The sequence below is a fragment of the Candidatus Binatia bacterium genome (assembly GCA_036493895.1).
Taxonomy (GTDB): domain Bacteria; phylum Desulfobacterota; class Binatia; order UBA1149; family CAITLU01; genus DATNBU01.
Genome location: DASXOZ010000060.1, coordinates 17,084 through 42,253 on the forward strand (window position 1 = coordinate 17,084; position 25,170 = coordinate 42,253).

Here is a 25,170-nt window from a genome sequence, read left to right on the forward strand (position 1 = left end):
GATCACCTTGCCGCCGGCCTGATCTGCGTGACTGCGAAGTGGGCACGGCCGCAGGGCTGGACTCGTGCCCCCATCGACGGGCACAATGACGGTATGCGTCGGGCATGGGCCCGCCCGTTGCCGGTTGTCGCCGGATACCCCCTTAAAAAGGACGCAACAAAAGGACGAGCCATGGCAGTCAAACCCGTAGATCGAATCCGAAAGATGATCACTGAGCTGGAGCGAGGCGCCCGCACGCTGGGTGACGACATTCGCAAGAGGGCGGGCAACGTCACGGTCGGTCCCGATCTCGACAGCGCGCTGCGCCAGTTCCTCCAGGGCCTGTCGGCGATCGCGGCCCAGCTCGAGAAGGCGGCCGGGGAGCTTCGCCGTTACCTCGCGGCCGGTGCCAAGGGCGGCAAGAAGGCGGCTCGCAAGACGGCGCGCAAGACTTCGAAAGTCTCCGCCAAAGCGGCAAAGGCCGGCAAGGCCGCGGCAAAGAAGCCGTCGAAGAAGAAGAAAGCCACTGCCAAAAAGGGCGCACGCTAGGCCGCTCGCCGGGCCGGCCGAGGCCGCCAGGCCGTTTGGATGAGAAACCGGCACCGGGACAGCAGCTGCCGGCACCTCGGGCCGAGGGCCGTGCACGAAGTGATTGTGACGGGTCGGGAGCGCTTCTAGATTCCCGCATGCTGAGGGTGGTGCACCCGTGAACCACGGGTGCACCTGGAAGACCGAAAGAAGGAGACCAAGCAGATGACGAGACTGATCCCGGCATCCCGGGCAATCGCGGTGGCCACCGGCCTCGTGTTGGCGAGTGCAGTATGGGCGACGGCGGCGGAAACGACGACGACCGAGACCACGACCACAGAGGTGAAGCCGTTCCACCCGACGATCTACGCCGGCTCCACTATCGGCTGGGGAGAGCAGGAGTCGACCGGCAGCGGCGCCAATGCCGTCGGTAGCCGCTCGAACATGGGCTGGGGCGTGCAGGCGCTGGCCAGGCTGATCAAGTACGGCGGGCTGCAACTCGAGTACTGGAGCGTCGGCGAGGCTCGCCATAACCCGGCACAAAGCGACAATTCGGGACACCTGGACGGTTTGTATCTCGGCGTGATGCCGATCCTGCCCGTCGGCGCAGGATTCTCGCTGTTCGGCCAGGTGGGACCGGTATTCTCCGGCCACGGCGACAACGTCGCCGGCGGCGGCGGCGTGCTCTACGCCGTCCCGATCGATTTCCTCATTCGCAACAACATGGACCTCGAGCTGAGGGCCGACTACAAGTACATCAACGTGGACGGAGGCGACCACCTGCTGACGTTCGGATTCATGCTCGGCTTCCACAAGTAGGACGCCCGGCGTCGGCAGGCGACTGCACCGCCTGCCTCGGATCGAAGACGGGGGGAGCAAAACGCTCCCCCCGTCTCGTTTTTCGATGGCCTATCACCACGGAGACCTGCGTCGCGCGCTTTTGCAGGGAGCCCTCGAGCTTCTGGCAGAAGGCGGTCCCGCCCACCTGACGCTCCGGGGGGCGGCGCGCCGCGCAGGTGTGTCGGTCGCTGCGCCGTACCGTCATTTCGCCGACAAGAGGGAACTGCTGGCCGCCGTGGCCGAGGAAGGATTCCTCGCGCTGCAAAGGGCCTGCGACGAGGCCCTGGCAGAAGCGGGACACGACGTCGTCGCACGGTTCTGGCGTCACGGCATGGCCTACGTCGGCTACGCGGTCGGCAATCCCGCGCACTACCGCGTGATGTTCGGGCCGGAGATTCCCGACAAACGTTTGTACGAAGACCTGAACAAGGCGGCGCGCGCGGCGTTCGATTCGCTCCGGGACACGCTGCAGCGATGCGCTGGAGCAGGTCTTTTCCCGGCCGAACAGATCGACATGCGGGCGATGAGGGCGTGGGGACTGGTTCACGGACTGGCGTCCCTGTTCATCGACGGACAGCTCAATTTCGACGAGGAAGTCGATCGCGAAGGTTTCCTCGCGCGGGTGGGCAGCGTACTGGCTCTGGAGGCAGCGATCCTCGAAAAGTGAAGCACAACGCCTTCCTCGCCTCGCCACGGCAGCGGTATACTCGACGTACTTTTTGCCCGGCCGCCGAGGTTGCGATGCAGTTCACGCCGATCCGCGTTCTTCCCATCCTTGTCCTTGGAACCGTTCTGTCGACGGCCCTTCCGGCGGCGTCGTCGCCTGCCGCCACGAGCCGCGCCGAGCTGGACGACAGGGTCGAGCACGCCTCTCAGGTCTTCCGCGAGCTGCGTGACACTCCCGACCGCCAGATTCCCGACGACCTGATCGCACGCAGCCGCTGCGTCGCGGTGGTTCCGAACGTCCTCAAGGCGGCGTGGATCTTCGGCGGCCGCTACGGTCGCGGGATCCTGTCGTGCCGGACGCGCAGCGGAGAATGGAGCCCGCCGGTGCACGTGATGATGACCGGAGGCAGCTTCGGCCTTCAGTTCGGCGCCAGCTCGACCGACATCGTGCTGTTCTTCATGACGACCGACAGCGTGCGGTCGCTGCTCACGAACCGGGTCAGCCTTTCCGGCGAGGCGGGAGTGGCGGCCGGGCCGGTAGGACGCGAGACGGCGGCCGGTACCGATGGCCGCTTCCGTGCGGCGATCTACTCGTATGCCCGCTCGCGCGGGCTGTTTCTCGGCATTTCGCTGGCCGGCGGCTACCTCGGCGTGCAGCGCGAGGATACCGATGCCTATTACGGGCAGCGCTACACGACGACGGGAATCCTGTTCGACGGCAAGGTCACCAGCGTACCGAAGTCGGCGTGGAGTTTTTTGAGCTCCCTGCCCGGATCGCGCGTCGCGACGATGCGCGGTGACGCTCCGGTCGCGGCGCGAAGCGCGGCGTCGGCGACTGCGCCGACCGTGCACGGCCCTTCGGCCGCCGCGCCGGTTCCCGCCCCGGTGCCCGGCGAGACGTTCATCGGCCCTCCCCAGCCGATCGATCCCGGATCAGCCTATCCGCGCTGATGGGGTCAGGGTGGGGTCAGGCACCAGGCGCGCGGTGCGGCACCTGCATTCACTGTGGCTGCTGCTGCTCCAATGAACGTCTGGTGCCTGACCCCATTCCTCTGGTGCCTGACCCCATAACATAGCTGTCATCAGGGCAACCAGCTGCAGTGGCTCCTTTCGGTGATGCCGGCGGGGATGAACAGCTTTCGATATGCATAGAGCGAATCGAGGTGCTCGCGGATCTCGATGATGCGGCCGTCGCGGATCCGGAACAGGAAGTGGTACCAGTTCTCGTAGTCTTCGCCGCCTGCGGCCGCCCGGCCGCGGATCTGCAGCTCGGCTGCCACGCGGTCTTCGTCGGCTGTCAGCGTGTGGATCTGCACCGTGAGGCCCGCACTGGTGTCGTAGAGCCCCACCGACTGCGTGAACAGCTTGAGCACGTTGTCGCGTCCGCGAAACACCACTCCGTCGGGCAGCGACGGCGGCACCCAGAAGCTCGCGCTCTCGTCGAGCAGCGAAGTGATCGTCTGCATGTCCCCCGCATCGACCGCTGCAAAATAGCGGCGCACGACCTGCTTGTTGTCGTTCGGCGAATCCATCGGCGCTCTCCTCGTGTTGCGGCCACTCCGCGGCAGGATCAGGCAGGTCAGATGCGCCCGCTCGAGCGCAGGAAATCCAGTGTTTCGGCCAGGCCCTGTGAAAATGGACGGGGATTCCAGCCGAGCTCCCTCCGCGCCTTGTCCGCCGCGGGCACGGCGCCGTACTGAAGGAACGTGAGCTGGCCTCGCGGCAAGAGCGGCAGCCGGCCCGTCCATCCGGAGACGAATTCGCCGACGGCGGCGACGATGCTCGCCACCCCGACCGGCATCACCGGCGGCACGCGACTGGCGCCGCCGGTCGCGGCGCGCACGGCCGCGGCGATCTCCGTCAGCGACAGCGTCGATTCGCTCAGAATGTAACGCGCACCGATCTCGGCGTGCTGCTCGGCAAGCAGATGCCCGCGGGCGACGTCATCGCTGAACACCATCGGGATCGCGCCGGGAAGCAGCATCGGAACCTTGCCGCGCACGAGGTCGGCAATGAGGTGATTGGTGCCGGGCGAAGTCAGCGGTCCCGGCCCGTAGATTCCCGATGGATGCAGGAACACTGCCGGAAGGCCTCTGGTGACTTCGTCGGTGACGAGGCGATCGGCGACCTGCTTGGATCTTTCGTACGCCGTGGCCTTCGGTGACGCGTCGATCTCACTCTCGTCGAAAGGGCGGCCCGGCGGCGGAAAGCGGAACACGTCGATCGTGCTCGCGTAGACGAGGCGGCGCACCGAGCACGCCTTCGCCGCAGCGATGATGTTGCGCGTGCCGTCGACGTTGACACGATCGAACTCGCGCTCGTCGGCAAGCCACTGCTCGGGCAGGCCCGACGCGTGGTAGACGACGCTGCAGCCGCGCGTCGCTTCGAGCACAGAGCTCGCGTCGGTAACGTCGCCGGCAACGAGCTCGCAGGCCTCCGGAACGACGGCCCAGGCGCGGGCGGGGGAGCGCACCAGCGCGCGCACCGTGCGACCGTCGGCGACGAGCAGCCGCGCAATCGCGTTGCCCAGCAGGCCCGTAGCACCGGTCAGCAAAACTTCGGCCATCGCATGTTCCTTTGCGGCCGCGGCTCGGGCCCGCCGGCCGGCCGCTACGTAGCACGGCGCCAAGGAAGCGAGAAAGGAAGCGAGAAAGGAAGCGAGAAAGGAGGCGGGAAAAGCAGCGGGAAAAGCAGGCGGAAAGGCAAGCGGGCACGAAAGCGTGCGGTGAACCCTGGAGCGGGAACCGGCCGGGCCGGGCCGGGATCGCCGGCGGGAAAGGTCTGGCCGACCGCTCGACGGCGCTCTATCATGCTGCCGTGCGCCCTGCCCGGCGCACCACGGGGAGAACACCATGACGGGACCTGGTCGAAACGCTGGAAGAGCGGCTGCACGGACTCTGGCAGCCATTGCCATGCTTGTGACCCTGGGCGACGCGACGTCGGCGCTGGCGGACACCGCTGCCGATCGCTGCGCCGGCGCCAAGGAAAAAGCGGCCGGACGTTACGGGCTCGGGCTGCTGCAATGCCAGTCGGCCGCAACCCGCGCCAATACGACCGTCAGCATCGACTGCACGTCGAAGGCGTCTGGCAAGCTCACGACGTCGTTCGGCAAGGCCGAGACCGCCGGCGGCTGCGTGACCAGCAGCGATTCGGGAACGATCGCAACGGCCGTCGGCAATGACGTGCAGGCGATCGTCTCGGCGCTGGCTCCCGATGACAACGATGCCGCGCGCCAGTGCGCGGCGACCAAGATGAAGGCTGCCGGCAAGCAGTACGGCGGCCGCTTGTCATGCTACTCCAAGGGCGCGCTGCAAAGCAGCGGCCCGTCGATCGATTGCCTCGGCGCGACGAGCGAAAAGCTCACGTCCGTGTTCTCCAAGGCCGACAATCACGGCGGCTGCACCGCCGTCGGCGACTCGGACTTGATCGAGGGACTCGGCGAAAGCGGCGTACGCGGCGAGGTCGCGACGCTGTCGCCGGTTTGCGGCGACGGGATCACCGGACCGACCCAGCAGTGCGAGGCGGCCGACGATGCGGCGTGCCCGGGCCTCTGTTCGGCCGCCTGCGCCTGCGTGATTCCTGCGAACTGCGGCAACGGCACCGTCGAGGCGCCCGAGCAGTGCGACGACAACAACAACACGAACGGCGACGGGTGCTCCGCGACGTGCCAGCTCGAGAACGCGAGCGCGATCTGCGCCGGAATCCCTACGTCTTCGGGCACCGGCGTCACGGCCGAGTTCGTCGCGAGCTTCTCGTTCCCGATCCATGCGACCGCGCCGCCGCTCGACCCGTCGCGACTGTTCGTCGTCGAGCGCGAGGGCTACATCCGCATCGTCAATCTTGCCGACGATTCGGTTCGTCCGACGCCGTTCCTCGACATCCACACGATGACGACGACCGACGGCGAGCGCGGGCTGCTCAGCATGGCGTTCGACCCCGACTACCGCACCAACCACCGCTTCTACATCGACTACACGAACAACAGCGGCGACACGACGATCGCACGCTACGAGACCAGCAGCGGTGATCCGAACGTTGCCGACCCTTCCACGGCCAAGATCCTGATCGTGATCACGCAGCCGTTCTCGAACCACAACGGCGGCCAGCTCGCGTTCGGTCCCGACGGATACCTGTATTGCGGGATGGGAGACGGTGGGAGCGGCGGCGATCCTTTCGGCAACGGGCAGAGCGATACGACGCTTCTCGGCAAGATGCTGCGTTTCGACGTGCACGTGGACTCTCCGCCGTACTACGCGGTGCCGGCGACCAATCCCCACTACACCGACGGCAGCGATCCGCTCCAGCTCATCTGGGCCAAGGGCACGCGCAATCCGTGGCGCTTCAGCTTCGACCGTTCCACCGGCGACCTCGTGATCGGCGACGTCGGCCAGGACACCGAAGAGGAAATCGACTTCCAGCCGGCGGGCGATGCGGGCGGCGAGAACTACGGCTGGAACCTGTTCGAAGGAAACCAGTGCTACAGCCCGCCGTGCCCGCCGCCGGCGGGGTTCACGTTCCCGATCTACACGTACGACCACTCCGGCAGCAGCGCCGCGATCACCGGCGGCTTCGTCTATCGCGGCTGCGCGATGCCGGATCTTCGCGGAACGTATTTCTTCTCGGATTCCGAGCGCGAGTTCATCGATACGATCAGGATCGCCGGCGGCGCGGCGACGGCCTTCCAGGATCGCACGAGCGACCTGACGTCCACCGGCGCGAGCTTCGCGGCAGTGGTCTCGTTCGGCGAAGACGCGCGCGGCGAAGTCTACATCGTCGATGCGTTCACCGGAGTGTACCGCATCGTGCACCACTGATCAGCCGCCGAAGAGCGCTTTCTCCTCGGCGATCAGGCCGGCGAAAGACGGGCGGCTTATCATGCGGTCGAGGTAGGCGGCCAGGTTCGGCCAGCGCGCGGCGTCGACCGTGTAGCCGGCGTGCGCGAGGTTCACGTACTGGCTGGTCACCGCGATGTCGGCGATGGAAAGCGCTCCGTTGACGAAGAACTGCTGGCCGCCGGCAAGCTGTGCCTCGAGGTATTCGTTGACCTGCGGGGCGTCCTCGTCGATGGCCTTCTTCACGACCGCTTCGTCGGTCGGCTGGCCCATGAAGCGAGGTCCCACGACGCGCTGGAAAAAGATCGCGCCGGTCATTTTCGCCGAGATCCCGCCGTCGGCGTATTCTTCGAGGAACACGGCACGCCCGCGGTCGCGCGCGTCCTTCGGATAGAGCGACGGCGAGGGATACGCGGTCTCGAGGTAGTCGAGGATGGCCGAGGAGTCGGGCAGGTAGTAGTCGTCTTCCTGCAGCACCGGGATCTTGCCGAGAGGGCTGATCTTGCGGAAATCGGCGCTGACGCCGAACGGGAAGACCGGCTCCAGCTCGTAGTCGAGCCCTTTTTCGGCAAGCGCGACGCGCACCTTGCGGACGAACGGGGAAGCCCCTACGCCGTGTACCTTTCTCATGCTCGTTCTCTCCTCCCTGCTGACCGGCAGGTTCTCATCGCTTCAGATAGCGCAGATCGCGCAGATCGCGCAGATTGCTCGCGAGCTCGCGCGCTGTCCCGAGTCCGGAAGGTCGTTGTCCGGACCAGCGTGGGCTTGTAGCGACAGCGTCTTTCGCAAGTCAACGTCGGCGGGGCCGTTTCGGCGCCGTGAAGTGGGCAGCGTCACCAGGATCGGCCGAAGCGCTCGAACTGGCGGGGCCCGTGCTGCAGCCCCTCGGGTGCGTCAGGGACGCCGGTGGATCCAGTACACCGAGTACTGCTCGTCGCTTTCGACCGCGTTGCCCAGGTGTACCAGCGCCCTGGGCGGACTGAGGAAGCCCTGCCTCGGCCCGAGCCCGTGCGACAGCACGAGCACCGCGTCGCGCTGCTGGCTCTGTATCAGGTCCTTGACCTGCGTTTCGAGTTTGGGTCGGTCGTGGATCTGGCGACGTGTATCGAACAGGACGTAGGAGCCGAACTCCTCGCGGTCGGGGTAGTACATGCGGTCCTGCTGGAGATAGCCGAGCACGGCGCTGGCTGCCGGAGAATAATCGCCGACGAAGACGAACGGCGCACGATCGGGGAAATACGAGTCGATCCATTCGGCCGTGGCCTTGGCCTGCGAGAACGGCGCGTTCCAGTCCGTCGACAGCGCCATCCACGCCGCGTAGACGTGCACGACCAGGAGTCCCGCGACGACGGCGGTGCGGCGGCGATCCCACCACTGCAGCGCAGCCTCCACGCGCGCATTTCCCGAAGTGAGCCTGCGCTCGTGGAACGACATCCACAGCGCCGTGACGAAAACGAGAAACAGGAACCCGTGATGGCGCACGGAGCCGAAATAGATCGCATGAAAGAACGCGAGCTGCGACGCGGTGCCGGCCGCGAACATCACCAGTGTCCACGGCCTGGTCGCGAGCACGAGAGTCGCAAGCAGCAGGACGGCGCTCGCGATGGCCGCGTGGGCTGCCGGCATCGCATACGCAGGTGGAGTCTGGCCTTCCCTCAGCTTCGGCCACAGCGCGTTGGTGTTCCAGAAGTGCAGGTCGTCGCGAGGCACCGGCAGGTAGCCGGAGATCACCGCGTGCGCGAGCAGCGGAGCGCTTTCGTTGGTCCACGCAAGGTAGGCGGGATGGGCGAAGCCCGCATCGTGGTCCGGCCGCATCAGGACGATCGATGTGGCGATTCCTGCCGCGGCGATCGCTGCCGCGGCGACGATTCTTCCGGCCCCGGCACGGGCCGCGCCGGCGGTTTCGGCGACCGTATCGTCGCCGGGCGTAGCGCCTCGCCGCGGCCACACGAGCTCCAGCGCGAGAACGGCGAGCATCGCAAGGGCGATCAGCAGTCCCTCGGCGTGGCTGAGGGACATCAGTACCAGTGGCACCGAGAGCAGGACGGGCCGCTGCCACCGCGACGGCCACAGCGAGCAGGCTGCGAACACGCAGCAGACCACGGGCGCGTAGTTGCGCGCGATCACCGCCCATTCGAACGCGAAGAAGTAGCCCGCGAGCAGCAGGATCTTCTGCAGCCAGGAGAACGGAGAGAACCGCAGCAGCAGCAGCGCCGATGCACTGGCGATCGCGACGTGCAGCACCTGCATCCACGCCGGATTCCACGTCACGTGGGCGATCGGCCACAGCAGCAGGTGCCACAACGGCGGATGACCCTCGTAGCGCATTGCGTGGACGAGGTCGCGAAACGACGAAGAATCGCGGGCGATGAGCCAGGCCTGGATCTCGTCGCGCCACATCTCGTGGCGGGAGACCGCTGCGGCCAGAAGCGCCGCGTAGACGGCGCCGAGCAGCCACGGCAGAAGGCGCCGGCGCGAGCGCAGGAAGGGGGGCAGCGCCTGGGCAATCTCAACGGTCGATGCGGCGCCGGCCACGAGCCATGCTACAACGCGCGCGGCGAGTGGGCGAAGAACGTCACGCCGCCTCGGCAACGGCGGAGGATGAAGAATCGATGAACTGCGAGCTCGATCACATCGTGCTTGCGGTCCGGGACATGGAAGCGATGCTGCGCTTCTATCTCGAGACCGTCGGCCTGGCGCCCCACCGCCTCGACCAGTACCGCGAAGGGGCAGCGCTGTTTCCGTGCGCGAGAATCAGCGCCAGCGCGTTGATCGACCTTCTCCCGCGCCCGTTGTGGGACCAGGGCGATGCGGTCGCCACGACGTTCCCGAACCTCAACCACTTCTGCATCGCGGTCGAGCGCAGCGACTGGGCCGCGCTCGTCGCGCGGCTCGAACGCGACGGCGTCGCCATCGAAGCCGGCCCGATGACGCTGTCCGGCGCGCGCGGCGACGGCACCTCGCTCTACGTCCGCGACCCCGACGGAAACCGACTCGAGCTCCGCTATTACGACTAAGTAATGGGGTCAGGCACCACAGGAATGGGGTCAGGCACCAGTCGAATGGGGTCAGGCACCAGAGGAATAGGCACCAGAGGAATAGGCACCAGAGAAATGACGAAAGGCGCGAGCGTTTCGCCCCGCTCTCTCTGGACTTGCCCGCGGCCGGCCGCTTAACTTCCGCAATGGAATTCAACCTGGCGGCAATTCACGAGGCCGTCTCCGAGGCCGATCCCGACCGCGAATGCATCCTGTGGCGGGATCGTCGCCTGAGCTATGATCAGGTCACCGACCGCACCCGGCGCCTGGCCAACTGGCTCGCCGCCCGCGGCCTCGGCATCCGGACCGAAAGAAGCTCGCTCCAGGGATGGGAGTCGGGCCAGTCGCACCTGGCCCTCTACCTCTACAACTGCAACGAATACCTCGAGGGAATGCTCGGCGCCTTCAAGGCCCGCGTCGCGCCGTTCAACGTCAATTACCGCTACGTCGAGGAGGAGTTGGTCTACCTGCTGCGCGATTCGGGCGCCGAGGCGATGATCTACCACGCCGCGCTTGCTCCAACGCTCGCAAAAGTGCTGCCGTCGCTGCCGCAGCTTCGCATTCTCCTGCAGGTCGCCGACGAATCCGGCAATGCGCTGCTGCCCGGCGCCGTCGATTACGAAGAAGCCCTTGCGTCCTCATCGGCAAGGCGTCCGGATCTCGACTGGTCGCCCGATGACCTCTACATTCTCTACACCGGCGGCACGACGGGTATGCCGAAGGGCGTGCTGTGGAGGCAGTCGGACATCTATTTTGCCGCTCTCGGCGGCACCCTTCCCGGCGCAGGCGAGCACGAAAGCATGCAGTCGGTGCTGTCGATGGCCAGTGGAGGGCCGAGGATGCTTCCGGCTCCGCCGTTCATGCACGGCGCCGCCCACTGGGCTGCACTGAACACGATGAACTCGGGCGGCACCGTCGTGATCCAGCGCGATACCGTCCGCTTCGACCCCGACGACATCTGGAGAGTCGTCGAGCGCGAGAAGGCCCAGGGGCTGCTGATCGTCGGCGATGCGTTTGCGCGCCCGCTTCTCGACCAGCTTCGCCGGGCCGCGTACGACCTTTCGAGCCTTGGCCTTCTCGTCAGCGGCGGCGCGGTTCTCAACGTCGGCATCAAGGAAGAAATCCTTGCGGCACTTCCCGACGTGATGATCTTCGACGGCATCGGCTCCTCCGAAACCGGAAGCCAGGCTGCGAACATGAGCAGCAAGGGGATGGGCACTTCGACCGGCTCTTTCCTCCCCCAGCCGGGCAACTGCGTGCTGTCGGAAGACCTCGGCCGCGTGCTCGCGCCGGGCGATACCGAAATGGGATGGTTCGCCAAAGCGGGGCGCGTTCCGCTGGGCTACCTCGGCGACCAGGCCAAGACGGAACGAACTTTCCCGGTAAAGGACGGCGTGCGTTACTCGGTGCCCGGAGACCGAGCGCGCCATCTGGCAAGCGGCCTCATCGAGGTGCTCGGCCGCGACTCGGTGACGATCAACTCCGGCGGCGAGAAGATTTTTGCCGAAGAAGTCGAGCAGGCGCTCAAGCATCACCCGTCGGTCTACGACGTCGTTGTCTGCGGCAGGCCGAGCGAGCGCTGGGGCCAGGAAGTGGTTGCGGTCGTCGCGCTGCGAAGCGGCGAGAACGCGAGCGAGCAGTCCCTGCTCGAGGAGGCGGCGCGGCGCCTGGCGCGCTACAAGCTTCCGAAGGTCTTCGTCTTTCGCGACGAGATCCTGCGCAGCCCGAGCGGCAAGGCCGATTACCGCTGGGCCCGCGAGCAGGCCGTGGCGCAAACCTGATTCGAGCGTTTTCGCAGCGGCGCGGCAATGTTAGGCTCCGGGTGTGACCTACCTGGACGGTCCGCGCCCCCGGCTTTTCGCGCATCGCGGCTCTTCGGGGACTGCGCCCGAGAACACGCTCGAGGCCTTTGCCGAAGGCGTGGCCGCCGGTGCCGACCGCCTCGAGCTCGACGTGCACGCCACGGCCGACGGCCACATCGTCGTCTTCCACGACGAGGAGTTGGATCGCACGACCGATGCCGCCGGCTCCTTGCATTCGCGCACCCTGGCCGAGCTGCGGCGCGTGGATGCCGGTTTCCGCTTCGAAGGACCGGCGGGCGATTTCCCGTTTCGAGGGCGCGGCGTGCGCATTCCCACGCTGGATGAAGTGCTCGACGCGTTTCCCGGCGTTCCGCTCAACATCGAGGTCAAGCACGACGACGGCCGCACCGTCGAGGCTTTCTTCGACGTGCTCGACCGCCATGGCGCCCGTGAACGCGTGCTGGCGGCGGCCTTCGACGACGACATCATCCGTCGCGTGCGCCGGGTTGCGCCGCGGGCCTTGACGAGTCTTTCGGCCGCCGAAGTCGCGATGTTCTTCGGCGTTTGCCTGTCGGGCACGAGGGACGGTTACCTTGTGCCGGGAATGGCGCTCCAGGTGCCGCCGACCCACGAGGATCTCGAGCTGGTCTGTCCCGTTTTCCTGGACATGGCGCACGACCTCGGGATGGAAGTGCACGTCTGGACGATCAACGACGAGTCGGAGATGGAGCGCTTGCTCGACCTCGGCGTCGACGGGCTCATGACGGATTTCCCGGCGAGGGCGCGCGCGGTGTTCGAGCGCAAGGGGCTGCGATCGTGAGCGCAGCTGCTGCCATCTACGAGCGCGAGCTCGACGCTTCGACCGAGCGCATCTGGGAGAACGTGCTCGACTGGGAGCACCTGCCGTACCTTCATGCCCAGGCCTTCGCGGGCATTCGCGTAGAAAGCGCCGATGCCGGCGGCTGGAAAGCCGAAGTGGAGCTACCCGGCACGCCGGGAAATTTCGCGACAGTCGACGTTCGCCTGGACCGGCCGAGCCTGCGCTACACCACGCGCACGCTCGCCGGCAGCGGCGCGGGCACCGAGATCACGACGAGCCTTTTCCCTCGCGAGGAGCGTCGCACGGGCATTCGCGTCGAATTCCACGTGCCGTGGGCGCCGCGGTCTGCTGCCGAAGCGATCGGCGCCGCCTACCGCGGGCTTTACGTGACGCTGTGGGACCAGGACGAGGCGATGATGCGCGAGCGCCAGCGGGTGCTCGACGCGGCGGCCGCTGTCAGTCCGGGTGAAAACGAGCGCAGCCTCGTCCTCGGACGAGTGCATGACCTGGCCTCGCGGCTTCCGTTGGATGTCGGGCTTGCGGGCCGCCGCTTTCGCGTCGTTTCGATCGACGGCCGGCTCCACGCCTACGACCTGCGCTGCCCGCATCTCGGCGGACCTCTCGGCGAGGGCACGCTGCACGGATGCGAAGCGGTCTGTCCCTGGCATGGCTACCGTTTCGACGTGCGCACCGGGCAGAGCTGCGACGGGCGAGGGCTGCGGCTCGGTGCGGCGGCGCGCATCGACGTCGACGCCTGCGGCGGCGACGTCACGCTGAGGCTGCCGTGACGCTGCGCCGCTTCCCGAATCCGCCGCTGTGGTTCTGGCTGAGTTTCGCGGTCGCGCTCGTCGCCAACCGCATCGCCGGCGTCTCGGCCGAAGAGTCGATCGTGCTGATGTCGCGGGTCAGCGTTTTCGCCGAGGAGGTGCGGGCCAACAGCCTGCAGTACGTGATGTACTGGCAGGGCATCGCGTATCCGTCGGTCGTCGTGTTCCTGTACTGGTACCTGCGGCCCGTGCTGGCGTGGTTCGAGAACGGGTGCGTGCAGCCGGCGCCGCTTCTCGTGCGCCGCCGCGTCCTCAGCGCACCGCTGATGTACGCGGTCTCCGGCTTCCTCGCGTGGATCGTCGGCATTCCGCTGTTCATCGGCATCACGCTCGGTGCATACGGACGCTGGTCGTCGGAGCTGGCTTCCCAGCACATCTTCACGCCGATGATCAACGGCTACCTTGCGGCGACCATCTCCTACTTCGTCGTCGACCGCATTTTCCGCGCGATCGTCTATCCCAAGGTTTTTCCCGACGGAGGCCTGGCCGGCGTGCCCGGCGCGATGGTACTCGGCGTGCGCGGCCGCTTCTTCCAGCTGCTGCTCTCGCTGTCGTTCATCCCGATGTTCGTGATGCTCGGCCTCACGCGCGCCGCCGTGGTACGCCTGGACGACCCGCACCTGCACCTGGATCCCGTCGAGCTTCTGCACCAGCTGAGCGCGGCCAGCCAGGCGACGTTCCTCGTCTACGTGCTGGTGGGCGGCGTGCTTGCGGTGCTGGTCACGCGCACGGTGACGCGGTCGATCGAAGAAGCCGCGCGCGCGCTGCGGCGCGTGCAGAAGGGCGACCTCAACGTGCGCGTCAGCGTCGAGTCGGCCGACGAGATCGGCGTGCTCGAGGACGGCGTCAACCAGATGGTCGCCGCGCTGCGCGACCGCGAGAAGATCCTGCAGACGTTCGGCCGCGTCGTCGAGCCGGGCGTGCGCGACCGCCTGCTCAGCGGCCAGGTAGGCCAGCACGGCGAGCTGCGCCGAGCCACGGTGATGTTCTGCGACCTTCGCGGCTTTACCGCGTATTCCGAAGCCAACGGTGCCGAAGAAGCGGTGGCGACGCTGAACGAGTTCTTCACCGTCACCACCGCGTGGGTACGCGAGTGCGGCGGTATCGTCGACAAGTTCATCGGCGATGCGGCGCTCGTCGTCTTCGGTCTCCTCGACGACGATCGCTCGATCGCGGCGGCCGAGCATGCGGCGGCCTCTGCGATGCGCTGCGCTCTCGGCCTCGAGGACCGTCTTCTCGAGCTCAACGTGCACCGTCGCGCCGACGGCCGCGACCCGCTTGCCGTCACCATCGCGATCCACAGCGGCGAAGTCGTCGCCGGCGTCATCGGATCGGTCGACCGTCACGAGTACACGGTGATCGGCGACACCGTCAACGTTGCCTCGCGCCTGCAGCAGGCGGCCAAGGACTACGGCGGCATCGTCGCATCGGAGGAAGCCCTTGCGCTGGCCCGCGCCGGCGGCCTCGAAGCGCCGGTGCGCGTCAGCGATTCGGTGAACCTGCGCGGCCGGCGCGAGCCCGTCGTTCTGCACGCGCTTGGCTTTCCCGGGCGCGTCTCGGTGGCCAGCGCGTGAGCGCGGCCAAATCGTCGCTGGCCAGGCTGCGTGCCCGGCACGCCGAGTTCCTGCTGTCGCGCCTGACGTCCGAGTCGGCGCGCGAGGACTGGGTCCAGGCGCTGCGCGAGACCTGGCAGCAGGTGCTGGCGAGCCCCGTGCGCGACCTCGTCGAGCCGCAGGCTGCCGCCGGCGCAGTGGTGCGCGTGCTCTCGGAAGACTCGGTGCGAGAGCTCTACGCGCCGATCCTGCGCGACGCGGGCCGCCGCGCGCTCGAATCGGCCAGGGCAAGCGAGACCGCGCTCGGCAAGCACGTGCCCGACGGCGCGCGCCGCGCGCTGGAGGCACTGGCCGAGCATCCGAGCCTGGTGCCCGACCGCCTCGTGCGCGAGGTGCTCGGCCAGGAAGCCGTCGAAAAAGCGCTGCGCGACGTGCTTTTCGACGGGCTGAGGGAGTTCCACGACACCGTCAACCCGTTCTTCGCCGACTGGGGAATCCCGTCGCTCCTGAAGTGGCTTCCGATCGGCGCCGGCGCGGTCAAGGCGTCGATGGGCACGCTTCGCGCCGAGTTCGACAAACGCCTGGAGCCCGAGATCCGCAAGTTCCTGCTGGTGTTCTCGCGGCGCGCGACGACGCACCTGGCCGACGTGCTGCTTTCGCGCAGCAACGACCCGAACCTGGTCGCGCTCCGGCGCAACGTCGTCGTGTTTCTCTACAGCCAGTCGATGCGCGAGCTTCTCGCGGGAGTCGACGACGGTGCCGCCACTCACGTCGAGACGGCGGCCGAAGCGGTGGCGCTTCAGGCCGTCTCGTCGCGGGAACTGCGCGCCTCGCTGCAGGACATGCTCGCGCGTTTCGTCGCCGACCACGGCGCCGAGCCGGTCGGCGACTGGCTCGCGCGCATCGGCGCGACCGCCGAGCCCGACTTCGAGGCGTGGGTCGAGCTTGCGTGGCCGCTGCTCCGGCGTTCGCTCGCGACTTCGGCGCTTCGCCGGATGATCGAAAGGATCAACGCAGAGTTCTACGACAGCCTCAAGGACTGAGCCCTGTGCACCAGCCCCATCGTCAGGCGGTCGTCGGCGGGCTGGTGCCGTCGTGGCTGGTCAGCTCGCTGTAGTTGCGGCCGATGCGCCAGGCCAGCAGCAGCCATACGGCCACCAGTCCTGCATTGACGAGCGCAAACGCCCGCGACCCGAGGGTGAGCCAGTCGTGCAGGATGAACACGACCGCTGCGGCAGTGACGTCGCCCAGGCGGACGAAGAACGAATCGATCGCCTGTTTCGCGCTGTACTTCTGCTCGGTGGTGCACGGCAGGAACAGCATGTTGCGCACGGTATTGTTCAGCGAGTAGTCGGTCGAATTCTCGGCCACTTTCGCGGCAAACACGACGCCGAGGACGGGAGCCAGGCCGATCGCGCTGTAGCCGGTCAGCGCCACCAGCGGCAGCACCAGCACCGCCAGCTGCACTCCGAATTTCTTGACGATGCGGGAGACGAGGAAGAGCTGCGTGATGAGGCCGACCGTATTCACCCACGCGAAGAAGTAGGAATACGATGCCCCGATCAGGCGCTTGATCCCCTCGGGGTCGCCCGCGCCGACCTTGCTGATCGCGTCGTTCTGCAGCGTCGTGCTGAGCAGGAACTCGCCGGTGGTCTTGACCGCGTTGTGCAGCAGCAGCATCAGCGCGATCAGCAGCAGGTAGCGCGTGCGCAGCACCATGCCGAAGGCCCCGCCGCGCGCGGCCGGCTCCTTCGTCATCGCGGCGCGCGGCGCAGCAGAGCGTCCGCGCCGACTCTCGCGCACGTCGATCAGGTTGGTCAGCACCGTTTCCAGCACGAGGATCGCCGCGCCGACGAGCATCGGCGAGTACGTTCCGAGTTTTTCGATGAATCCGCCGGCCACCGCGGCGCCGGCGACCGCGCCGAACGAAGCGCCGAACCCGACGATCGGGAACAGCCGCTCGCCTTCGTCCTTGCTGTAGAGGTCGTTCGCGAAGGACCAGAACTGGGCGACGACCATCATGTTGAAAATGCTGATCCACAGGAAGAACGCCATCCCGATGTGCACGCCGGCCTGGCCGAGCGCATAGAATATGAGGAGGCAGACAACGAAGAAGCCGGTGACCGAATTGATCAGCAGGCGCCGGTCCATGCGGCGCACGAGCGCTCCGTAGGCCGGCACCGCGCCGGCCAGCAGGAACACCTCGACGACCGACAGGTACGTCTTTGCCGCTGCGCTGCCTTCGCCGAGAACGAGGGCCTCGCGCACCGGCTTGAGCACGTAGTAGGCCATGAGGATCAGGAAGACGTTCAGGCCGAGAAGCAGAGCCGTACCGCCCTCGCCGGTGCGCACGTCGGCGAAGATCCTGAGGAAGCGGTCGAAGCCGTTCGGTGGCCGGGAGTCAGCAGTCGCCATCGCGCCACGATGGCGAACCGCAGCGGGTGCAGCAAGCGGGCGCCGCCATGCGCCTGCGCTACCTCGATGCGGGCCTCGCACCAAGAGGGGCGGTACTCTAGGATCCCGCGCCCGACCGGGCCGCATCTGCGGCGCGGTCATCGGAGCAGGCCAGTGCAAGGAATGGACACCGACGCGATGGAGCCGGATCTGCCGACGGACGACGTTTTCTGCGCGGAAAGAGCGGTGCGGCCGTGAGCGGCGGCGATCTGCTGCTTCGCATGGTGACCGCCGTCGTGTTCGGCACGCTGGTCGGAATCGAGCGCCAGTGGCACCACAAGACGGCAGGGGTCAAGACGAACACGCTCGTTGCCCTCGGCGCCGCGGCGTTCACGATCCTTGCCCAGGTCGGATTCGGACCTGCCAACGTGGTACCGCAAGTCGCGGCGGGCGTCGTGACCGGGATCGGGTTCATCGGCGGCGGCGTCATCATGAGGCGCGCCGGCAGCGTCCAGGGCATCAACTCGGCGGCGACGTTGTGGGCCACGGCGAGCATCGGCCTTGCAACCGGAGCCGGCTGCTTCGGGCTCGCGTGGATCGTTCTGGCTCTCGTCCTGCTGATCCAGTTCGTGGAGATCAGTCTTGCGCAATGGATCGACAGTCATTCGCCCGCAAGCGCCCAGACGCTGGCGGGGCGCCTGTCCGTGCGGGTCACCGATGCCGGCGCCGCGCGCGTTCGCGACGTCTGGAACGAGTTCGCGTCGCGGCCGGGAGTGAAGGCCGTCGACTACGACGAGCTTTGCGTGGACGCCTCCGAGGTTTCCGTGCAGGCCAGCATGCTGATCGAGGAGTCGCGATCGCGGGAGTTGACGCTGCTGGCGCAGCAGCTCGCGGCGCTTGCCGGAGTCCGTCGCGCCGGATGGTCGCACCTGCGCCGCGACGATTCCTCCGGCGAGAACTGACGCGGCTTCGGCGTCGGTCGGGCCGTTATCTTCGCGGAAAAAGCCGTTCGGCCAGCGCGCTCGTGATCCTGGCGTCAGGATCGATGCGCTGGCGCAGCGCAAGAAAGCGAGGCAGGCGAGGCTCCATCGCGGCGAACGCTTCGGGTGTCGTCAGCAGGTCCTTGGCAAGGTAGATGCGGCCGCCGGCCGCAGCGACGACGTCGTTCATGCGTGCAACGAGTGCTGCAGAGTCGGCAGCGACCGGGTAGTCCAGCGCGAACGAGATCCCGGGCATCGGAAACGACAGCATGCCTCGACCCTGGTCGCCGCAGGTCTTGATGACTGCGAGAAACGGCGGAGTTTCGCCGCTCGTCGCGGCTTCGACGAGCCGGCGCACGCTTCGCATCGAAGGGTCGCGCGGCAGCACGCAGTGGTACTGCATCATGCCGCGGCGACCGTACAGCAGGTTCCACGCGCCGACGGCATCGAGCGGATAAAAGAACGAGCGCGCCGGACGCACCCTGCAAGCTCCGTCGCGCGTTGCCAGCTCGTATCGCAGCGCGTGAAAAGCGGCGATAGCCTGACGATTGAGCAGCCACGACGGAGCGACCGTCGGAACGGTGAGGCGCGGAAGCGCACAGCCGCGCGCGTCGCCGGCTTCGCCCTGCGTCGCCCAGCGTCCGCACTGCACGACGCCGCGTCCGAACGAAGAGCCGCCGGCGAGCCAGTCCGACCACGCGACGGTGAACGGCCACTTCGCGCTCGACTCGTCGAGCACGGCAATCAGCGACTCGAGATCGCAGCAGCTGCGGCTCTCTTCGAAGATCGACGGCGAAGGCACGCGCTCGAGCGCCAGCGTGACGTCGAGGACATGGCCGGTAAGGCCCATTCCGCCGAGCGTCGCATCGAAGAGGTCTGTGCCGTCGACGGACGTGAGCGATCGGACGCTCGCGTCGGGCAGGCGCAGGCGAATCGCGTGGATCCATGCGCCGATGGTGCCGGCGACGCAGTGGTTCTTTCCGTGCACGTCGGCCGCGACCATGCCGCCGAGCGTGACGTCGGCCGTCCCCGGAGAGACCGGGACGAAGAATCCGCGCGGAAGAAAAAGGTCGACGAGGTGCCCGAGGCGCAGCCCGGCTTCGGCGCGAAGAAGGCCCGTCGCCTCGTCGAACTCGAGCACGCGGCCGGCGCCGAGCGAGCTCGCGACCGGCTCGCGCCCGGCCGCAGGAAGCGAAGCGTCGCCGTAGGAGCGGCCGAGGCCGCGCGTCAGGACGGCCCCTTCGGTGATTGCCTCGAGGTCCCTGCCTTCGATCTCGACCGCGTCGACGCAGAGGGCCCGGCCCCAGCCGTGCAGGGTCTTGCGGGCCTGGTTCAGGCCGCGCCTGTTGCGGCCGGCGCCGCGCCGATGCCTTTGGACGCCGCGACCGCGAGCACGCTCGCATAGCCACGCATCACGTTGGCATCGCCGAGAAGGCCGCGGTCGCGAAGCATGCGGTGGAACACCGGCAGCTTGTAGTGGGGAACCGTCATCAGCAGGTGATGCTCGAGGTGGTAATTGACGTAGTTCGGCGCAAGGAACAAGCGCTCCCACCACGAGACCAGCGTCGTGCGCGCATTGTGGAACGGGTCGGATGCGTCCTTCGGCATCGCGTGCTCGGCGATCGCGCGGATCCTCAGCACCAGGCTGTACGTCGTCATCCACGCACCGATCCACAGCAGGTAAAGGGCAGGGTGTCCGAAGGCGGCGAGGACCGCGAGCAGCACGAAGTTGCTCACGACGACGCCGCGCAGCGCTTCGTTCGCACTCTGGCCCTGGCGCCGCTTGGTCTTGCCGGCGCTCATGCCGAGATCGCGGCGCACGAGCGCCTTGACGCGCTTCCATCCGGTCTGTCCCGACAGGTCGCGCCAGATCTTGCGGCGAAGGCTCGCGTGCGAAATGGGAAACGGCATCGCAAGGTCGAGATCCGGATCGTCCCTGGTCCAGTTCTTCGCGTGGTGCCTGAGGTGGTAGGGCCGGTACGGCGCAAGGTCGGACCAGACCGGATACGCGGCAAGCCAGTTGCCGGCAAAATCGTTGAGGCGGCGATTGCGGAACAGCGTGCGGTGCGAGGCCTCGTGCATGAGGATCGACATGCCGAGCTGGCGCCCGCCGATGGCGAACAGCGCGACGACGATCGTCAGCGGGTTGGGCCAGCGCGCGACCATCGCCATCGACGCGAACACCAGGCCCCAGTTGACGAGCAGCGCGTTCCACGAACGGCGGTCGTCGAACGACAGCAGGTCGACGATCTCGGCGCGCGTGAAGCGATCGAGCCAGCGCTCGCCGCCGGCGGATGCCTGGATCGGATCGGCCGGCCCGCCGGCCGCGGCGGAATCGATCGTGGCGGATGCGGTTGCAGCGGTCTCGTTCATGCGGGTTCTCCGGGAGAAGTAGCAAGCTCGCTCACGGCCGCGTCGCGCCAGAGCTGGCGATCCATCGGCGCTTCGGTCGTCAGCACTCCGTAACGTGCGATGAACGGTGCCCAGCAGCGGCGGCCGATCTCGTCGTAGGCTGTCATCGCCTTGACCAGGGTGTCGCGCTCGCCGGTGGGCACGATGGCGTCGGGGAGCAGCGGGTCGAGCACGATACGCCGGATCGCCTCGCCGCCGATCAGGAAGCTCTCGGCCATCGCGCGCTTTTCGTCGAGGCGCGGCAGCCGTGCGGCGCTGCGTTCGAGGTCGGCGGTCAGCGCCCGGTAGAGGCTGCGTACCTGCGCCGCGTCCCAGAGCTTGCGCGCCCTGGCGTCGGCGACGTCGTCGAGGTCGACGATGCGGAAGACGGGGCAGTCGGGCGCCAGGCGAAGCGCCTGCAGCGTCTCGCGCGCGGCGTCGATGCCGCCGTCGAGATTGTCGGGACGAACCCACAGCCCGCTGGAGAACTCGCGCATGCCGACGAACTCGAGGGCCCGCACGCTCGTCGTGCGGGTGTCGCGAACGCAGCAGCAGGCGTCGGGCGTGGCGCCGAGCCACGAGCCGTCCCAGGGCCGCGTGCGCCGCTCGAGGTTGCGCCAGCTGTTCAGCCGCGACGTGATCGGGCCGGCGGCCGCGCCGGTACGGTAGGCCCCTCGCTCGTCGCGCTCGATCAGGCCGCAGGCGAGAAGGCGGGTGATGGCGACGCGGGTTGCGTTCGGGTCGATGTCGAAAATCTCGGCCGCGGCGACGAGGAAGCGCACCGGCGCCGAGCGTCCGCGCAGCGTGGACAACAGATCGAGAACGACGCTTTTCGGCCTCGGCTTCATCGTGACCGGCTGGTGAGCAGCAGACTCCCCAGCCCGCTCCGTCTCGGGACCTTACGAAACAGGGCCGTCCCGGTCAAGCCATGTAATATGGGTAGTGCGCTGACCGTCCCGACTCCGGGCGCGTTTTGGCTCGCGCGCGTTCCTCTGATGTAACTCCACCGCAAAGCCAGCGCGGAGGGCCACACCGTGGAGGAAGTAAAGCTATACTTTGATTTCAAGAGCCCATTTGCCTTCCTGGCAAAGGATCCTGCGATGGAGCTCGGGCGGCGCTACGCGCTTTCGGTGCGGTGGATCCCGTTCGCGCTGCGCCTGAAGGGCAAGGACGAGCGCAGCATCTACTCCGAGTACATGGCGCGGTATTCGTACCTGGACGCCCGGCGCTGGGCGAACCGGCGAGGGGGGTTCCCCACGACGGGGGTCTCCTCCGCCGCGTCCTCCCGGAGATCCTCCTGATGCGCGTCCACGCCCTGGAGTGCGGATGGCTGACCGGAGAGATGTCGGGGTTCATCGCCGGCAGCCCTGGCCGCATCAAGGTGCCGGTGCCGGTGTTCGCCATCGAGCACGCCGGCCAGGTCGTGCTGTTCGATGCCGGCATGCACCCCGAGGCCGGCACCGATCCCGCGGCGCGCCTCGGTAACCTGGCCGGTCTCTTCGACGTCGACTTCGGTGCGCGCGAGAACGTCGCTGCACGCCTCGAGGACGTCGGCATCGATGTCGCCAGGATCGACCGCCTCGTGCTCTCGCACCTGCACTTCGATCATGCGGGCGGCGCCTCGCTGGTGCCCAACGCCAGGCTCGTCGTGCAGAAGCTCGAATGGGAGGCCGGCGCCGTTCCCGAGATCGCCGCGCGCTGCGGTTTCGACGTGCGCGACTACCAGCTCGGCCACGACGTCGAGCTCGCCGACGGAACCCACGACCTGTTCGGCGACGGCCGCGTCGTCTGCATTCCGACGCACGGGCACACGCCCGGCCACCAGTCGCTGCGCCTTCGCCTCGACGACGGCCGCGAAGTCGTGCTGTGCGCCGACGCCTGCTACCTCGAGCGCAACCTCGACGAGATGATCCTTCCGAGCGTCGTCTTCAGCCGCCGTACGATGATGGCCTCGCTCGAGCGCCTCGCGCTCTTTCGCGCGGCCGGCGCATCGATGGTCTATGGACACGATCCGGCAGCGTGGCCGTCGGCCGTCTCGTTGCTGTCCGGTTCGTGAGCGGATGATGGATTACCTCGAGCGCAGCCTGAATGCCGCGGTTTACGACGTCGCGATCGAGACCTCTCTCGACCCGGCGCCGAAGCTGTCGGCGCGCCTTGGGTGCGAAGTCCTGCTCAAGCGCGAGGACATGCAGCCGATCTTCGCGTTCAAGGTGCGCGGTGCCTACAACAAGATGTCGCGGCTGGCGCCCGAGGTGCTCGCACGCGGCGTCGTCGCTGCGTCGGCGGGAAACCACGCACAGGGTGTGGCGCTCGCGGCCCAGCACCTGCGCTGCCCGGCGTGGATCGTGATGCCGGTGACGACTCCGTCGATCAAGGTCGATGCGGTTCGCGCGCGCGGCGCCCACGTCGAGCTGGTCGGCGATACGTACGCCGACGCCGCGACGTATGCGCTCGCGATGGCGGGCGAGCGCGGCCTCACGTTCGTGCATCCGTACGACGACCCCGACGTGATCGCCGGGCAGGGCACCGTCGGCCTGGAGATCCTTCGCCAGGCCGGTCAGCGCCTCGATGCGATCTTCGTGCCGATCGGCGGCGGAGGGCTGGCCGCCGGAGTCGCGAGCGTCGTCGCGCGCCTGAGGCCGAACGTGCGCGTCATCGGCGTCGAGCCGAGCGATGCCGACGCGATGTATCGTTCCCTGCGCGAGGGCCACCGCGTCGTGCTCGACCAGGTGGGCCTCTTCGCCGACGGCGTCGCCGTGCGCCAGGTGGGCGAAGAGACGTTCCGCATCTGCCGCGAGCTGCTGAGCGAGGTGGTCGTCGTCGGCAACGACGCGATCTGTGCGGCGATCAAGGACGTGTTCGAGGATACGCGCACCGTGCTCGAGACTGCCGGCGCGCTTTCGATTGCCGGCATGAAGGCGTGGGCCGAACGCGAGAGCGCCAGCGATCTCCGGCTCGTCGCGGTGTGCTCGGGTGCGAACATCAATTTCGATCGCCTGCGCCACATTGCCGAGCGCGCCGAGATGGGCGAACAGCGCGAGGCGCTGTTCGCGGTGACGATCCCCGAAAAGCCCGGGAGCTTTCGCGCGTTCTGCACCTTGCTCGGGCGCCGCGCGATCACCGAGTTCAACTACCGCTACGCCGATGCGTCCGAAGCGCACGTGTTCGTCGGCGTCGAGATCGCCGACCGCAGCGAACGGGCATCGCTGCTCTCCCAGCTCCATCGCGCGGGCCTGCCGGCCCTCGACTTGAGCGACGACGAGACGAGCAAGCTGCACATCCGTCACATGGTCGGAGGCCGCGCGATCGTGCCCGACGAAGTGCTTTACCGCTTCGTGTTTCCCGAGAGGCCGGGCGCCCTGGCGGGTTTTCTCGATGCCGTCAGCCAGGGATGCAACATCTCGCTGTTCCACTATCGCAACCACGGCGCCGACTACGGCCGCGTGCTCGTCGGCGTCCAGGTGGGCACGGGCGGCGAAGACGGCAGCGCGGCGTTCCGACGGCGCCTGGATGAGCTCGGCTTCGAGTTCACCGAAGAAACCGCGAATCCTGCCTATCGTCTCTTCGTCAGAGGAGACCGCGACGAGGAAAACGATGAGAGCGAGGAGAGCTGAGATGCCGAAGACCCGCACCGCGACCAAACCGCCTTCGAAGAAGCCCGCAGGTGCGGCACCAAAGAAAGCCACGCGGGCGGGCCGCGCAAGAGATGGCGCCGCGGCCGAGACTCCGTCGCGCAGCAAAGGGACGGCGGCCGCCAAGAAGCCCGCGCCCGCGCCCGGGAAATCGGCTCCGGCGCCGTTCGAAGGCTTTCCGAAGGATTTCCACGCGTTCTTCCGCGAGCTCGCCAAGCACAACGAGCGCGAGTGGTTCCAGGCCAACAAGGACCGCTACCTCGGGTCGGTGCTGGCGCCGATGGTGTCGTTCATCGCGGCGATGGACCTTCCGCTCGGGCGCGTTGCCGACTGCTTCGTCGCCGATGCCAGGACCAACGGCGGATCGATGTTCCGGATTTATCGCGACACGCGCTTCAGCCACGACAAGACTCCGTACAAGACCCACGCCGCGTGCCATTTCCGCCACGAGGCGGGAAAGGACGCGCATGCGCCGGGTTTCTACGTTCACCTCGAACCCACTCGCGTCTTTTTCGGCGGCGGCCTGTGGCACCCGCCGGGGCCCGAGCTTCGCAAGCTTCGTGAAGCCATAGCCGAAGACCCGGACCGGTGGATCGCCATCACGAAGGCGCCGGCATTTCGCCGCCGTTTCGGGGAGGTCAGGGGCGACGCCCTGAAGCGGCCGCCCCAAGGGTTCGATCCCGACCATCGGCTCGTCGAAGAGTTGAAGAGAACCAGCTACTTCGCGATCCAGGAGGCACCGCCGGCCGTCATCCTGACGAAGGATTTCGTGCGCGACGTCGCCAGGTGCTTCGAGGCGATGGCGCCGTTCATGGAGTTCCTGACCGGAGCGCTCGGGTTGCCGTTCCATCGCGAAGACTGAGCGGATGGCGGCAAAAGGTGCCGAAA

24 protein-coding genes are annotated in these 25,170 nt (G+C 67.6%); 16 read left to right on the plus strand and 8 right to left on the minus strand.

Features of this window, described 5'->3' with window-relative positions; translation table 11 throughout:
* Positions 1-204: 204 nt before the first annotated feature.
* The 4 genes from VGK20_14180 to VGK20_14195 all read left to right on the plus strand — a co-directional run bounded on the left by VGK20_14180 (position 205) and on the right by VGK20_14195 (position 2,964).
* Positions 205-528, plus strand: a complete 324-nt coding sequence (locus VGK20_14180) for a hypothetical protein (GenBank protein ID HEY2775191.1) — start codon at positions 205-207, stop codon at positions 526-528.
* Positions 529-732: 204 nt separating this feature from the next.
* On the plus strand, positions 733-1,326 hold the full coding sequence (locus tag VGK20_14185) for a hypothetical protein (protein ID HEY2775192.1): 594 nt from the start codon (positions 733-735) through the stop codon (positions 1,324-1,326).
* An 85-nt stretch (positions 1,327-1,411) separates the two neighbouring features.
* Positions 1,412-2,014, plus strand: a complete 603-nt coding sequence (locus VGK20_14190; GenBank protein ID HEY2775193.1) for a TetR/AcrR family transcriptional regulator — start codon at positions 1,412-1,414, stop codon at positions 2,012-2,014.
* A gap of 74 nt (positions 2,015-2,088) precedes the next feature.
* Entirely contained in the window at positions 2,089-2,964 is an 876-nt protein-coding gene (locus VGK20_14195) for a lipid-binding SYLF domain-containing protein (GenBank protein ID HEY2775194.1), read from the plus strand.
* Positions 2,965-3,095: 131 nt separating this feature from the next.
* On the opposite strand, the gene VGK20_14200 is transcribed toward VGK20_14195, so the two are convergent.
* Positions 3,096-3,545 (minus strand): nuclear transport factor 2 family protein, encoded by a 450-nt coding sequence (locus tag VGK20_14200; GenBank protein HEY2775195.1) that lies wholly within the window; start codon positions 3,543-3,545, stop codon positions 3,096-3,098.
* Between the two features lie 47 nt (positions 3,546-3,592).
* A complete protein-coding gene (locus VGK20_14205; protein HEY2775196.1) occupies positions 3,593-4,579 on the minus strand; it encodes an NAD-dependent epimerase/dehydratase family protein in 987 nt (328 codons plus the stop codon).
* A 346-nt stretch (positions 4,580-4,925) separates the two neighbouring features.
* On the opposite strand from VGK20_14205, the gene VGK20_14210 reads away from it, so the two are divergent.
* Positions 4,926-6,827: a PQQ-dependent sugar dehydrogenase gene (locus VGK20_14210; GenBank protein HEY2775197.1), complete on the plus strand. Its 1,902-nt coding sequence runs from the start codon at positions 4,926-4,928 to the stop codon at positions 6,825-6,827.
* Here VGK20_14210 and VGK20_14215 read toward each other — a convergent pair whose 3' ends face one another.
* A complete protein-coding gene (locus VGK20_14215) occupies positions 6,828-7,475 on the minus strand; it encodes a glutathione S-transferase family protein (GenBank protein ID HEY2775198.1) in 648 nt (215 codons plus the stop codon).
* 264 nt (positions 7,476-7,739) lie between these two features.
* Positions 7,740-9,380: a hypothetical protein gene (locus tag VGK20_14220; protein ID HEY2775199.1), complete on the minus strand. Its 1,641-nt coding sequence runs from the start codon at positions 9,378-9,380 to the stop codon at positions 7,740-7,742.
* Positions 9,381-9,457: 77 nt separating this feature from the next.
* On the opposite strand from VGK20_14220, the gene VGK20_14225 reads away from it, so the two are divergent.
* From VGK20_14225 to VGK20_14250, 6 genes are all read left to right on the plus strand, one after another.
* The gene (locus VGK20_14225; protein ID HEY2775200.1) at positions 9,458-9,862 is read left to right on the plus strand and encodes a VOC family protein; all 405 of its coding nucleotides are present in this window, start codon (positions 9,458-9,460) and stop codon (positions 9,860-9,862) included.
* Between the two features lie 167 nt (positions 9,863-10,029).
* Positions 10,030-11,664 (plus strand): acyl-CoA synthetase, encoded by a 1,635-nt coding sequence (locus VGK20_14230; protein ID HEY2775201.1) that lies wholly within the window; start codon positions 10,030-10,032, stop codon positions 11,662-11,664.
* Between the two features lie 43 nt (positions 11,665-11,707).
* Entirely contained in the window at positions 11,708-12,505 is a 798-nt protein-coding gene (locus tag VGK20_14235) for a glycerophosphodiester phosphodiesterase (GenBank protein ID HEY2775202.1), read from the plus strand.
* The gene (locus VGK20_14240) at positions 12,502-13,293 is read left to right on the plus strand and encodes a Rieske (2Fe-2S) protein (protein ID HEY2775203.1); all 792 of its coding nucleotides are present in this window, start codon (positions 12,502-12,504) and stop codon (positions 13,291-13,293) included. Before VGK20_14235 ends, VGK20_14240 begins: the two co-directional genes overlap by 4 nt.
* Positions 13,290-14,906, plus strand: coding sequence for an adenylate/guanylate cyclase domain-containing protein (locus VGK20_14245; GenBank protein ID HEY2775204.1), 1,617 nt, complete (start codon positions 13,290-13,292; stop codon positions 14,904-14,906). The genes VGK20_14240 and VGK20_14245 overlap by 4 nt, the downstream gene beginning before the upstream one ends.
* Positions 14,903-15,928 (plus strand): hypothetical protein, encoded by a 1,026-nt coding sequence (locus tag VGK20_14250; GenBank protein HEY2775205.1) that lies wholly within the window; start codon positions 14,903-14,905, stop codon positions 15,926-15,928. Before VGK20_14245 ends, VGK20_14250 begins: the two co-directional genes overlap by 4 nt.
* 22 nt (positions 15,929-15,950) lie before the next feature.
* Here the strand turns inward: VGK20_14250 and VGK20_14255 are convergent, their stop codons facing one another.
* A complete protein-coding gene (locus VGK20_14255; GenBank protein ID HEY2775206.1) occupies positions 15,951-17,300 on the minus strand; it encodes an Npt1/Npt2 family nucleotide transporter in 1,350 nt (449 codons plus the stop codon).
* Positions 17,301-17,533: 233 nt separating this feature from the next.
* Between VGK20_14255 and VGK20_14260 the strand changes: the two genes are divergently transcribed.
* Complete coding sequence (locus tag VGK20_14260; GenBank protein HEY2775207.1) at positions 17,534-18,241, plus strand: MgtC/SapB family protein; 708 nt, start codon at positions 17,534-17,536, stop codon at positions 18,239-18,241.
* A 25-nt stretch (positions 18,242-18,266) separates the two neighbouring features.
* Here the strand turns inward: VGK20_14260 and VGK20_14265 are convergent, their stop codons facing one another.
* From VGK20_14265 to VGK20_14275, 3 genes are read right to left on the minus strand one after another with little or no spacing between them, the layout of a single operon-like run.
* Positions 18,267-19,595, minus strand: coding sequence for an FAD-binding oxidoreductase (locus VGK20_14265; GenBank protein ID HEY2775208.1), 1,329 nt, complete (start codon positions 19,593-19,595; stop codon positions 18,267-18,269).
* Positions 19,592-20,632 carry a fatty acid desaturase family protein gene (locus tag VGK20_14270; GenBank protein HEY2775209.1) on the minus strand — a complete coding sequence of 347 codons (1,041 nt, stop codon included), beginning with the start codon at positions 20,630-20,632 and terminating at the stop codon, positions 19,592-19,594. The genes VGK20_14265 and VGK20_14270 overlap by 4 nt, the downstream gene beginning before the upstream one ends.
* Complete coding sequence (locus VGK20_14275) at positions 20,629-21,498, minus strand: PaaX family transcriptional regulator (GenBank protein HEY2775210.1); 870 nt, start codon at positions 21,496-21,498, stop codon at positions 20,629-20,631. The genes VGK20_14270 and VGK20_14275 overlap by 4 nt, the downstream gene beginning before the upstream one ends.
* Before the next feature lie 186 nt (positions 21,499-21,684).
* Here VGK20_14275 and VGK20_14280 point away from each other — a divergent pair, with 186 nt between their 5' ends.
* Genes VGK20_14280 through VGK20_14295 form a run of 4 tightly spaced genes read left to right on the plus strand, consistent with a single transcriptional unit; the run spans position 21,685 to position 25,144 of the window.
* A complete protein-coding gene (locus VGK20_14280; GenBank protein HEY2775211.1) occupies positions 21,685-21,951 on the plus strand; it encodes a hypothetical protein in 267 nt (88 codons plus the stop codon).
* A complete protein-coding gene (locus VGK20_14285; GenBank protein ID HEY2775212.1) occupies positions 21,951-22,706 on the plus strand; it encodes an N-acyl homoserine lactonase family protein in 756 nt (251 codons plus the stop codon). Before VGK20_14280 ends, VGK20_14285 begins: the two co-directional genes overlap by 1 nt.
* Positions 22,707-22,710: 4 nt before the next feature.
* Positions 22,711-24,264 (plus strand): threonine ammonia-lyase, biosynthetic, encoded by a 1,554-nt coding sequence (gene ilvA, locus VGK20_14290; GenBank protein HEY2775213.1) that lies wholly within the window; start codon positions 22,711-22,713, stop codon positions 24,262-24,264.
* A 1-nt stretch (position 24,265) separates the two neighbouring features.
* Positions 24,266-25,144, plus strand: coding sequence for a DUF2461 domain-containing protein (locus VGK20_14295; GenBank protein ID HEY2775214.1), 879 nt, complete (start codon positions 24,266-24,268; stop codon positions 25,142-25,144).
* Positions 25,145-25,170: the final 26 nt, after the last annotated feature.